Raw genomic sequence first — 11,145 nt, 5'->3', positions numbered from 1 at the left:
GCATTGGCTGCCAGCGCCGGCCCCGGCGGCACGGGGGCATCGGCGGCCGGTCGCAGACCGCCGACAACGACCAGCGCCACGCCGGCCGCAAGCGCGGCCCTGCGTCCGTGGGACAGGGGCATGGCGGGCATCTTACGCCCACACCCGGGGGGATGACGAGCAGACGGCTCACGGCAACGGCCGCGGCGTCTCGGACGAGGGAGCTGCCCGCGCCGGTCGCCTCAGCCGCGCAGCAGGCTGTCCATCACCCACGACGCCCGCGCGCCGCTCTCTCCCGTGCTCGGGCACGTGCCCCGACCCAGAAGTGCGTCGACAACGGTCTGGATCAGTGGCTGCTGGACGTGCGGCGGGTGCGCGATGGCGAAGACCTCGCGCGTCGCGCCTCTGATCAGCGCCACTGGCTCGTCGTCGAACGTCGAGAAGGTGATGCGTCCGTCGGTACCGAGAATCTCGACGCGGTCGGCATCGTGGTCGGCTGTGAAGCACCACAGACCGGTGCCGCGCACACCCGACGCGAACGCGAGCGACGCCGACACGATGTCCTCGGCCTCGTAGTGCCCGCCCTGGTTCGACGCGCCTCCGACCGCCGCGGCGATGGGGCCGAGCAGGAAGTCGAGCAGGTCGAGCGTGTGCGACGCGAGGTCGACGAACAGCCCACCGCCGGCGATCGACGGCACCACTCGCCAGGGCACGCTGCCCTCGTGTGCAATATGGCGACGCGACAACTGCACAGTGACCGCGCGCGGTTGCCCGATGGCGCCCTCGTCGAGGAGCGCCCTGACCTTCACGAAGCGCGGCAGCGCTCGTCGGTAGTAGGCCGTGAAGAGCGGTACCCCCGCGGTGCGGCAGGCCTCGATCATGGCGAGGCACTCGGCGTGCGTGCGTGCCATCGGCTTCTCGACGTACACGGGCTTGCCGTGACGCGCGGCCAGTTGCGTGTATGGCAGGTGGCCGTCGGGCGGCGTCGCCACGTAGACGGCATTCACCTCGGGGTCGGCGACCAGCGCCTCGGCGTCGGCATACCAGCGCGGCACGCCATGCCGGCGCGCGTAGTCTTCGGCCAGATGCGGCGTGCGTCGCATCACCGCCACCAGCGACGATCCGTCCACCTTCTGGAAGGCGGGTCCGCTCTTCACCTCGGTGACGTCGCCGCACCCGACGATGCCCCAGCGCACGTGTTCCATCAGGGTCTCCGCGGCACATCGCCGCACGGCAGATATCCAGTTCCTGACACTGTGTCGCGACGCGTGGCGTCTCGAGCCATGTCATCGGTACGTGCGTTGCACGGCGATCACGCGGCCGCTATATCATGCGGCCATGCTGAAACCCTTCTCACGTGCTGCCGTGCTCACCGGGCTGCTGGCCACAGGTGCCTGCGCCCCGGCCCCCGGTCCCGCGCCGGCCACCGTCGCCCGACCGGCCCTCGACGCCCCCGACGACATCGCGGCCATCACCGCCGCGAGGAACGCGTTCATGACCGCGTACGCCGCTGGCGACGCTGCGGCCATCGGGCAGTTGTACACGGAGAACGCCATCTCCGAGCCGAACAACCAGCCGGCGCTCAAGGGACGCGCCGCGATCGTGTCCAGCCTGACCAGCATGTTCGAGCAGGTCAGCATCAAGGCGACGCTGACGCCCGATGAGACCCGCACGCTTGGCGCCGTGGGCCTCGATCGCGGCCACTACGCGGTCACCGTGACGCCGAAGGCCGGCGCCCCGCCGACCACGTCCGAAGGCCGCTACCTCGTGGTGTACGTCAAGGGCGAGGATGGCAAGTGGCGCGTGTCGCACGACATCGACAACGCCGCTGGCGTGCCTGCCAGTGCCGCGGCGGCGACGCCGGCGGCGGAGCCCGCGGCCCCGGCCGCGCCCAAGCCATGACCAGTCGCTTCCTTTCGGTCGCGTTCCTCGCGGCGGCGCTCCTGCTGCCGGCGGCACCGGCGTCGGCCCAGTACTACTGGGGCCGTGGCGCCTTCCCGTCGGCCGGTGCGTGCTTCTACGAGGACATCAACTACATGGGCCGCTACTTCTGCGCGCCCATCGGCGAGCTGCGCGGGCGGGTGCCCCTGGGCAGCAACGACGAGATCTCGTCGATCCGCCTGTTCGGCTACGTCGAAGTCGCGGTGTTCCGCTCCAACGACCTTCGCGGCGACTCGCGGCGCTTCACCAGCAGCATCCGCGACCTCCGCAACGTCGGCTTCAACGACCGCATCTCGTCCTTCGTCGTCGATCGGCGCGGCGGAGGTGGCGGCTCGTGGGGCGGCGCCTATGGCGGCGGCTACGGCGGCGGCTATGGCGGCGGGTACCAGTCGCGACCGCCCTCCCGTCCGCCCGACTACGGGTACGGCGGCGGCTACAACGGCGGCTACGGCGGCTCCAACGGGGGCTGGGGTGGCGCGTACGGCGGCGGCTCGTATGGCTCGAGCTCGCACAACGGCGGCCGGTACACGTACGACCAGGCCGAGCGCATGGTCCGCCAGGCGTACCAGCGCGTGCTGCGTCGCGAGCCGGACCCGGCCGCACGGCCGTGGATCAACGAGGTGATGAAGAACAACTGGTCGCAGCGCCAGCTCGAAGATGCCCTCCGCGACACACCCGAAGGTCGCCAGAAGGGGTTCTAGCACCACGCGCCCGGGGGCGGCCTACGGCTTCCCCTGGGCGTCCTTCCACATGCCCTGCAGGCCGTAGAGGTTGATCAGGTGCCGTTCGAGCAGGCGCTCACCGGCCCCGACCTCCACGCGTGTGCTGGCGTCGGCACCGTAACCGCCGTGGGCAGCCGTCTTCAGGTCGGGCACGTATCCGGCCCAGGTGCCAGCCCCGCTGTAGGTGTAGCCGTAGAACAAGGCCACCGGCACCTCCGCGCGAGCCTTCCAGTCGCGCTGGAGTCCGTGCATCACTTCGCCCGGCCACGCCGCGATGGCGACGGTGCCATTGAGCAGCACGGTCGCGATCCCGACGTCGAGCGACTGCGAGGCGTCCCACCGGTCCTTCATCGTGATCACCTCGCGCGTCACCGCGATGCCTTCCTTGCCTGAGGGCACCGGCGTCGCCGTGCGCGACACCCGCACCACCTCCTCACCGAGCAGGCGCCCCATGGCGTCGACCACGGAAAAGTCCTTCGCCTCGTCGCCCGCCCGCGCCATGAAGAGCGGGTTGATGTCGCCCGCGCCGCCCTGCACGAACATCACCTGCGCGCCAGGGATGCCGGCTTCCGCCGTCGCCTGCAGCACGCCCGGGTAGTCCGCCGAGTACTTGCAGTTGGTGGGGCCGAGCACCACTGCGTGCACCGCGTAGTGCACCAGCACGGCCCGAGGCTGCCCATCCATGCCATCGACACGCAACACCACGATCTCGGGATCGACCGGGCCGTACGGGACGCGTTCGAGGTTGTCGAACAGCGCGCGCGACCGGCCATCGTCGCGCGGGAGGAGCCGGTTGTAGCCGAGTTGAAGCGAGCCGCGCGCCACCTGGAGACGCGCCGGCGCGAGCGCCGCCTTGGCCCGCCCGATGGCGTCGAGCACCTTCGCCTCCAGCTCGTCCCGATACGCGAGGGCCGCCGCGTTGCTCACCGGGGCGCTGCCGAACGGGAGGAAGGCCGGCGCCGAATGGGTGTGCGAGGCCGACAGCAGGAGCGTGCGGATGCCGAACCGCTCGGCCACCTGCTGATGCAAGCGGTCCGACACCATGCTGCCCAGGTCCAGCGTGACGATCGCCATCGTCTCGCCGCCCGATTCGAGCACGAGGGCCTTGGCCAGCAACGGGTCGTGTACGCCGTTGGACGGCCCGCACTTCCGGTTCGCGTAGCCGTACATGGTCATCGAGCCGGCCGGCGTGATGTCCACGCGCGCCACGCCAGCCCGCATCTCGCCGAATGCCGGCGCCGCGCACAGCACCGCCAGCACCATCCCCGCCATCAAGGAACGCATGGCGCCATCCTGCCAGCATCCCGGCTCGATGCCTAGCTGTGCCGTCATTGTTTTCGTGTTCTTGTCACTTACATCAAATGATCGAGGCCACGAAGCGGGGATACCGGATGGGGTGCGTGCCGAGGCGGCCGAGCGCACGCTGGAGCGGATTCACGATGCCGCCACGGCGCTGTTCCGCACGAAGCCCTTCGCGGACGTCACCTTGCAGGCCATCGCGAAAGCGCCGGAGTGACGCTGCAGACGGTGCTGCGCCGCTGCGGCTCGAAGGAACGCCTGTTCCAGGAGGCGTCGTCACGCTGTGCCGCGCAGGTGGAGCGCAGTCGCCAGGTTGCTGCGGACGGAGACACGCCGGCCGCCGTGGCGACGCTGGTGGCCAGCTACGAGGCGATGGCCGACCTCGCCTGGAACGGCCTCGTCCAGGAGCACCAGCACGCGACGATCCAGGCGCTCTACGTCGAGGCGCGGGCACTGCATCGGCGCTGGGTGGAGACCACGTTCGCATCGGCACTGGCCGGGTCGCGCGGCGCCGAGCGGGAGCGCCGCGTGCACCTCCTGTTCGGGGCCACCGACTTCTACCTGTGGAAGCTGTACCGCCGCGACCTCGGACTCGGGCGGCGTACGACGACAGCCCGGATCGTCGATCACGTCGAGGCCGTGCTGGCGTCGTTCCGGAGTGCCTGATGAGCACCTTCCTGTTCACCATGATCGAGGGCGGCGGCAACGTGCCGGCCCAGCTGTCGATCGCCCGCCGCCTGGCGCAGCGTGGCCACCAGGTACACGTGCTGGCCGACCGCGTGCTCGAGGACGCCGTCGAGACGGCAGGCTGCCACTTCCTCACGTGGACGCACGCGCCGCAGCACAACCTGCGCGACCGCACGGCCGACACGGTGCGCGACTGGGAGGCCGCATCTCCGCCGGCACAGCTGCGCCGCATCGGCGACCAGGTCATGTTCGGACCGGCGGCCCGCTACGCGCGCGACGTGCTCGACGCCATCGATCGCACCGTCCCCGAGGCCCTGGCGGTCGACTGTCTCCTCTTCGGCGCCATGGCCGCGGCCGAGCGTTCGGGGCTGCCTGCGGCGACGCTCTTCCACTATCCGTTTCATGCGCCTGTCGACGGACTCACGCCGCTCGGCTTCGGGCTGACACCGGCGCGCGGCATGCTGGGTCGCGCCCGCGACGCCGTGATGCTCGCGCTCACGCGGCGGGTGTTCGCCTTCGGCCTGCCGCCACTCAACGACGCGCGTCGCGAGCTCGGCCTGCCTCCGCTGGACGTCGTCTTCGATCAGTTGCTGCGCCTGCCGCGCGCCCTCGTGCTCACGAGCCGTGAGTACGACTTCGTGCCGCGCGGACTGCCGGCCCACGTCCGCTACGTCGGTCCGCAACTCGACGACCCGGCGTGGCCCGCGCCGTGGACATCCCCGTGGCCCGCCGACGCGCGCGAGCCACTCGTCCTCGTCTCGCTCGGCTCGACCTATCAGCGCCAGGACGACACGTTCCGCCGCATCGCCGAGGCCCTGGGACGCCTGCCGGTGCGTGGCCTGGCGACGCTCGGCAGTCTCGACGCCCCCGCCTGGACGCCGCCCCCGAACGTGCGCGTCGTCGCGTCGGCGCCGCATGCCTCCGTGCTGCCGCTCGCGTCAGCCGTCGTGTGCCACGGCGGTCACGGCACGGTGATCAAGGCACTCGCGCATGGGCTGCCAGTGCTCGTCACACCGTTCGGACGCGACCAGAAGGACAACGGCGCGCGCGTCGCAGTGAGCGGCGCGGGCCTCGTGGCATCACCGCGCGCTACGCCGCGCCGCCTCGCCGCGGACCTTCAACGCCTCCTCGGGGAGTCGTCATTCAGAGCGGCAGCCCGTGGCATGGCCGACGCCATCGCCCGCGACGTGCGCGAGGATCGCGCGGTGGCGGAGATGGAGGCGCTTGCGGGTGTGAGAACGGTTGCGTCGACGTAAACGTCGACGCCCACGAACTACGGGGCACCGCGAGATCCGGCCCGAACGACGACGCCCACGAACGACGGGGCCCCGACCTACGCGGCCAGCGAGCGCCGGCCATGGCCGGCGCCTACACCTGTGCGTCCCCGGTCCCCCGTACCCGGTACCCCGTACCCTGTACCCGGCCCCTGCCCCTGTTGACCCTCCGCACCGGCCCGCGCATGATGGCCGCCACCATGGGCGCCCCCCGCAGCCTCACCCAGCGCACTCTCACTCGTCGGTCCTTCGTGCAGGCGGCGACAGGCATTGCCGTCTTGTCGGGCCGGGCTGGCTTGTCCCGAGCGGAGTCGAGGGAGACGGCCGGCGCTGGCGCGGCCGGGCTCGGAGCACAGAGCCGTGACGACGCGGCACAGCGCTCGGCGGCCGAGCCTCCGTTGTTTGCGTACGTGGGCACATACAGCTCGCCGTCGGGGACAGCGCCGGGCGCCACGGGCCGGGGCATCCACGTGTTTCGTGTCGACCGCAAGACGGGTGCCCTCACGCCAGCGGGCGTCACGCCGCATCCCACGAGCCCGAGCTCCCTCGTGTTCGACGCCAGCGGCACGCGCGTGTACACCACGAACGCCAGTGACCTGGTCGACGGCGGGAACTCAGGGACGGTCAGCGCCTTCGCCGTCGAGCCTGCCACCGGCCAACTGACGTTGCTCAACACCGTGCCCTCTGGAGGCACGGGGCCGACATACGCGCGGCTCCACCAGTCCGGGCGCCACCTGTTCGTGGCCAACTACGGCGGCGGCTCGGTGGCCGTGCTGCCGGTGCTGCCCGATGGACGGCTGGGCCCGGCGACCGACGTGAAGAAGACGACGGGCACGCTGGGGCCGACGCAGGCCTCGAGCGCGCCTCCCGGGAGCTTTGCCATCAGCGGGCACGATGCACCGCACGCGCACCAGATCATGCCGTCGCCGGATGGCCGCTTCGTGTTGGCGCCGGATCTCGGCCTCGACCGCATCTTCGTATGGGCCTTCGACGCCACGACGGGCACGCTCACGCCTGCGGCCGAGCCCTCGGTCGCACTGCCGCCCGGCGATGGTCCGCGGCATCTCGCGTTCCACCCGAACGGCCGCTGGCTGTACTCAATCCAGGAAGAAGGCTCGACGATCGTGCGGTTCGACTACGACGGGTCGATGGGCCGCCTGACCGCACGGCAGACCGTGCCCACACTGCCGTCCGGCTATGCGGGCAGCAACTTCACGTCGGGCATCGCCGTGTCGCCCGACGGACGGTTCCTGTACGGCGCCAACCGACTGCACGACAGCATCGCCATCTTCGAGATCGGCGGCGACGGCACGCTGCGCTGGGTCGGCGAGGAGTGGACGCGCGGCGACTACCCGCGCAGCTTCACGATCGCGCCTGGCGGCGACTTCCTGTACAGCTGCAACCAGCGCGCGGACCACGTGGCGACGTTCCGCATCGACAAGCGGTCGGGCCGCCTCACCTTCACCGGCCAGTACACACCCGTCGGCAGTCCCTCCGCCCTCGCGTTCCCAGGCATCGTCGGGTCCTGATGCGGAGGTAGGGCGGGATGTCCTCATCCCGCCGTTGGCTGGCTAACGGCGCGGTGGGGCACCGCGCCCTACCTGATGATGCGGGACACCGAGCCCTACCTGATGATGTCGGAGACCGCGCCCTACCTGTTCACTCCGCTTCGGCCTGGTGGGCGCCGGGCAGGGGTTCGGCGAGGATGGCCTCGTCGGCAGGCGTCTCGTGGCCGTCGAGGATGCGGTGGGCTCGCGCCTCGTCGAGGGCGCCATCCCACTTCGCGACGACGAGCGTCGCGACGACATTGCCCACCAGGTTGGTGAGCGCGCGGGCCTCCGACATGAAGCGGTCGACGCCGAGCAGCAGCGTCAGTCCCGCGACGGGGATCGACGGCACCGCGGCGAGCGTCGCGGCCAGCGTGATGAAGCCGCTGCCGGTCACGCCCGCGGCGCCCTTCGACGTCACGAGCAGCAGGCCCAGGATCGACATCGTGTCCCAGAGCGACAGCGACACGTCGGTCGCCTGCGCCACGAACACCGCCGCCATCGTCATGTAGATGGCCGTGCCGTCGAGGTTGAACGAGTAGCCGGTCGGCACGACGAGCCCGACGACAGACTTCGAGCAGCCGAGGCGCTCCATCTTCGCCATCACGCGCGGCAGCGCCGATTCGGACGACGAGGTGCCGAGCACGATGAGCAGTTCCTCGCGCACGTAGCGGATCAGCTTGATGATGCTGAAGCCGCACCACCAGAGGATCCCGCCGAGCACCACCAGCACGAAGAGCAGGCACGTGATGTAGACGGCGGCCATCAGCTTGCCGAGCGACAGCAAGGTGCCGACGCCGTACTTGCCGATGGTGAACGCCATGGCGCCGAACGCGCCGATGGGTGCCAGCCGCATCACGAGGCCGACGACGGCGAACAGGCCGTGCGCGAAGGCCTCGAGGATGCCGACCAGCGCGGCGCTGCCCGGCTGCAGGTGCAGCATGGCGAGCCCGAACAGCACCGAGAACAGCAGCACCTGCAGGATGTCGCCCTTGGCGAAGGCGCCGACGACGCTGTCGGGGATGATGTTCAGCAGGAAATCGACCGCGCCGGTGTGCGCGGCGCCCGAAGTGTAGGCACTCACGGCCTTCGTGTCGAGCGTGGACGGATCCACGTGCATGCCAACGCCGGGCTTCACGAGGAACACCACGATCAGGCCGACGACGAGCGCGATCGTCGAGACGACCTCGAAGTAGACCAGCGCGCGGAACCCGACGCGGCCCACGTCCTTCATGGCGCCCATCTGGCCGATGCCGACCACGACCGTCGTGAAGACGATGGGGGCGATGAGCATCTTGACGAGCTTGATGAAGGCGTCGCCGAGCGGCTTCATCTCGGCGGCGAGTTCCGGGCGCACCACGCCGAGCAGCACACCGAGGGCGATGCCGATCAGGACCTGGACGTAGAGGCTGCCGAGCAGTCCTCCCTTCGTCGGGGACGGCGTGTCGAGGGAGGGCGAGCGCATGCGGGTCGGCGCCATTGTAGCGTCGAGTTGCGTGTCGCGGCCGCCGCAGCCGCCTATACTGCGAGCGAAGACGCCCCCACCCGCCATGACTGATCGAATCGAGGCCGTGCCCCCGCTGCCCGTGTGCTGCCCTGGTGATTCCGGGAGGTCTGCGTGACCGACGACGCCCGCCAGGCGTACAAGGCACGGTTCGCGCGCGATCTCGAGCCGGAGCGGTACGAGATCTTCGAGTTGCTTGAGGAGGAACCGGGCACCGGATCGACGGCCGGGTACGGGGTACCGGGTACCGGGTACGAGCCCCAGAGTGGCGGCGGGGCGGGGTCGATCGACCGGCGAGCGTTTCTCGCGCTCGGGGGCGGGTTGTTGTTCCTGGTCTCGGTGCGCGCACAGGACCGCGACGTGCCGGTCCGCGTGCAGGTGGTGCCCGACGGCACGTACCGCGCCTTCACGGGCAAGATGGACATGGGCCAGGGCGCCCGCGCCCTCCTCACGCAGGCGTTCGCCGAGGAGCTTGGCGTCGACATCGCACGCGTCGATCTCGTGATGGGCGACACGGACCTGTGCCCCGACGACGGGGGCACGTGGGCGAGCCTGACGACGCCGCAGACCGTGCCGGTGATCCGCCGCGCCGCAGCCACTGTGCGTGCAGCACGCACCGGCGGCGCCGACACGCTCACGCCGCCCTCGGCATGGCGCGTCCTCGGCCAGTCCGTGCGCCGGCTCGACGGCCGGGCCATCGTGACCGGGGCGCGCGTCTATCCGACGGACCTGCGCGTGCCGGGGATGCAGCACGCGGTGGTCGTGCGCAGTCCGCACCACAAGGCGACGATGGCTTCGATCGACACCCGCGAGGCCGAGGCGGTGCCCGGCGTGCGCCTCGTCCGCGACGGCGATCTCGTGGCCGCCGTCAGCGCCGATCCGGCACTCGCCCGCCGCGCCGCCGCAAGGGTGCGCGCGACGTGGACGCCGACACCGATCACGCCCCAGGCCGACTGGCCCGCGCTGTTCAGGAAGACAGCGGTCGCGCCCGTCGAGCAACCCGACGCACGCTACCCGCCGTTGCTGCGCAGAGGCGACGTCGACGCCGGCCTGCGCAGTGCCGTCCGGACGCGCACGGACGCATACACGCTCCCGCCCATCGCGCACGTGCCACTCGAGCCGCGCGCGGCCGTCGCCTCATGGGAGGGCGACGCCGTGACCGTGCGCTGCGGCGTCCAGGCGCCGTTCCTGGTGCGACAGGAGGTGGCCCGCGCCTGCGGCATCCCCGAGGCCCGCGTGCGCATCATCGTGACCGGGTCGGGCGGCGGGTTCGGCGGCAAGCAGCGCGGCGAGTGCGAGGTCGAGGCCGCACGCCTCGCGCGACTGGTGGGCGCGCCCGTGCGCGTCGCCTGGACGCGCGAGGAAGAGTTCACTTGCAGTTACACGCGGCCGGCCGGCGTACTCGACGTCGAGAGCGGCATCGACGCCGACGGGCGGCTCGTCGCCGTGCGCTTCACCAACTACAACAGCGGCGCCGCGGGCCTGCGCTGGCCCTACGACGTGCCGAACCACTGGATCGGCTTCGCGCGCGCGCAGGCCGACGTGCGGCAGGGCAGCTACCGTTCGCTCGCGGCCGTCGCCAACGCGTTTGCGCGCGAGTCGACGATGGACACGTGGGCACGTGAGCTCGGGGTCGATCCCGTCGCCTTCCGGTTGCGGCACATCACCGACGCGCGCCTGCGGACCGTGATCGAGGAGACGACGCGCCGCTTCGGCTGGTCGAACGCACCGATGACAGCGCCCAACGGCTCACGCCGCGGCGTCGGCATGAGCTGCGCGCTCGAGAAGGACGCGCGGCTCGCGCTGTGCGTGGAGGTGGAGGTGCGCGGGGCCAACCTCCGCGTGACGCGCATGGTGGCGACCGGGGACTTCGGCGCGGCGCTCAATCCCGACGCGCTGCAGAACCAGATGACGGGGGCACTGATTCAGGGCCTGGGCGGCGCCTTGTGGGAGTCGGTGACGTTCGACGCGACGTCGCAGCGCACGCGGCGGCTGTCGGAGTACCGCGTGCCCCGCTTCAGCGACATGCCGGTGATGGACGTGCAGGTGATCGACAGGCGCGATGTGGAGCCGGCGGGCGCCGGCGAGTCGCCGATCACGCTCATGGCGCCGGCGGTGGCCGCCGCCATCGAGCACGCGACCGGCGAGCGGCGCCGGTCGTTGCCCTTGTGGCCGTCACGGTAGGGCGCGGT

Annotated in this window: 10 protein-coding genes; 7 read left to right on the top strand and 3 right to left on the bottom strand. The window is 71.2% G+C overall.

Translation table 11 applies throughout. The annotated features are described in order from the left end of the window. Positions 1-221: 221 nt before the first annotated feature. A complete protein-coding gene (locus tag ACIRDX_RS07695) occupies positions 222-1,184 on the bottom strand; it encodes a Gfo/Idh/MocA family protein (protein ID WP_396624825.1) in 963 nt (320 codons plus the stop codon). A 133-nt stretch (positions 1,185-1,317) separates the two neighbouring features. Between ACIRDX_RS07695 and ACIRDX_RS07690 the strand changes: the two genes are divergently transcribed. Further along, positions 1,318-1,881 carry a YybH family protein gene (locus ACIRDX_RS07690; protein ID WP_396624824.1) on the top strand — a complete coding sequence of 188 codons (564 nt, stop codon included), beginning with the start codon at positions 1,318-1,320 and terminating at the stop codon, positions 1,879-1,881. Beyond that, on the top strand, positions 1,878-2,621 hold the full coding sequence (locus ACIRDX_RS07685) for a hypothetical protein (RefSeq protein ID WP_396624823.1): 744 nt from the start codon (positions 1,878-1,880) through the stop codon (positions 2,619-2,621). The genes ACIRDX_RS07690 and ACIRDX_RS07685 overlap by 4 nt, the downstream gene beginning before the upstream one ends. Positions 2,622-2,642: 21 nt before the next feature. On the opposite strand, the gene ACIRDX_RS07680 is transcribed toward ACIRDX_RS07685, so the two are convergent. Continuing rightward, positions 2,643-3,926, bottom strand: coding sequence for a neutral/alkaline non-lysosomal ceramidase N-terminal domain-containing protein (locus tag ACIRDX_RS07680; RefSeq protein WP_396624822.1), 1,284 nt, complete (start codon positions 3,924-3,926; stop codon positions 2,643-2,645). Between ACIRDX_RS07680 and ACIRDX_RS07675 the strand changes: the two genes are divergently transcribed. The 4 genes from ACIRDX_RS07675 (at position 3,925) to ACIRDX_RS07660 (ending at position 7,431) form a co-directional block, all read left to right on the top strand. Then, the gene (locus ACIRDX_RS07675; protein ID WP_396624821.1) at positions 3,925-4,158 is read left to right on the top strand and encodes a hypothetical protein; all 234 of its coding nucleotides are present in this window, start codon (positions 3,925-3,927) and stop codon (positions 4,156-4,158) included. The two genes, ACIRDX_RS07680 and ACIRDX_RS07675, sit on opposite strands and share 2 nt — an antisense overlap. Beyond that, on the top strand, positions 4,155-4,607 hold the full coding sequence (locus tag ACIRDX_RS07670) for a hypothetical protein (RefSeq protein ID WP_396624820.1): 453 nt from the start codon (positions 4,155-4,157) through the stop codon (positions 4,605-4,607). The genes ACIRDX_RS07675 and ACIRDX_RS07670 overlap by 4 nt, the downstream gene beginning before the upstream one ends. After that, positions 4,607-5,884 carry a nucleotide disphospho-sugar-binding domain-containing protein gene (locus tag ACIRDX_RS07665; protein ID WP_396624819.1) on the top strand — a complete coding sequence of 426 codons (1,278 nt, stop codon included), beginning with the start codon at positions 4,607-4,609 and terminating at the stop codon, positions 5,882-5,884. Before ACIRDX_RS07670 ends, ACIRDX_RS07665 begins: the two co-directional genes overlap by 1 nt. Before the next feature lie 269 nt (positions 5,885-6,153). Continuing rightward, on the top strand, positions 6,154-7,431 hold the full coding sequence (locus ACIRDX_RS07660) for a lactonase family protein (RefSeq protein ID WP_396624826.1): 1,278 nt from the start codon (positions 6,154-6,156) through the stop codon (positions 7,429-7,431). A gap of 130 nt (positions 7,432-7,561) precedes the next feature. Here the strand turns inward: ACIRDX_RS07660 and ACIRDX_RS07655 are convergent, their stop codons facing one another. Continuing rightward, complete coding sequence (locus ACIRDX_RS07655; RefSeq protein ID WP_396624818.1) at positions 7,562-8,914, bottom strand: dicarboxylate/amino acid:cation symporter; 1,353 nt, start codon at positions 8,912-8,914, stop codon at positions 7,562-7,564. A gap of 153 nt (positions 8,915-9,067) precedes the next feature. On the opposite strand from ACIRDX_RS07655, the gene ACIRDX_RS07650 reads away from it, so the two are divergent. Next, positions 9,068-11,137, top strand: coding sequence for a molybdopterin cofactor-binding domain-containing protein (locus ACIRDX_RS07650; protein WP_396624817.1), 2,070 nt, complete (start codon positions 9,068-9,070; stop codon positions 11,135-11,137). Positions 11,138-11,145 lie beyond the last annotated feature (8 nt).

Source organism: Luteitalea sp. (assembly GCF_044337415.1).
Lineage (GTDB): Bacteria > Acidobacteriota > Vicinamibacteria > Vicinamibacterales > Vicinamibacteraceae > Luteitalea.
Note: the sequence above shows the minus strand (reverse complement) of the source record. Positions and strands in the feature narration are given on the sequence as shown.

Coding starts and splice junctions, on each gene's coding strand:
- ACIRDX_RS07680 (WP_396624822.1), bottom strand. CDS start 3,926: ATGCGTTCCTTGATGGCGGGGATGGTGCTGGCGGTGCTGTGCGCGGCG.
- ACIRDX_RS07665 (WP_396624819.1), top strand. CDS start 4,607: ATGAGCACCTTCCTGTTCACCATGATCGAGGGCGGCGGCAACGTGCCG.
- ACIRDX_RS07685 (WP_396624823.1), top strand. CDS start 1,878: ATGACCAGTCGCTTCCTTTCGGTCGCGTTCCTCGCGGCGGCGCTCCTG.
- ACIRDX_RS07675 (WP_396624821.1), top strand. CDS start 3,925: ATGGCGCCATCCTGCCAGCATCCCGGCTCGATGCCTAGCTGTGCCGTC.
- ACIRDX_RS07690 (WP_396624824.1), top strand. CDS start 1,318: ATGCTGAAACCCTTCTCACGTGCTGCCGTGCTCACCGGGCTGCTGGCC.
- ACIRDX_RS07695 (WP_396624825.1), bottom strand. CDS start 1,184: ATGGAACACGTGCGCTGGGGCATCGTCGGGTGCGGCGACGTCACCGAG.
- ACIRDX_RS07655 (WP_396624818.1), bottom strand. CDS start 8,914: ATGCGCTCGCCCTCCCTCGACACGCCGTCCCCGACGAAGGGAGGACTG.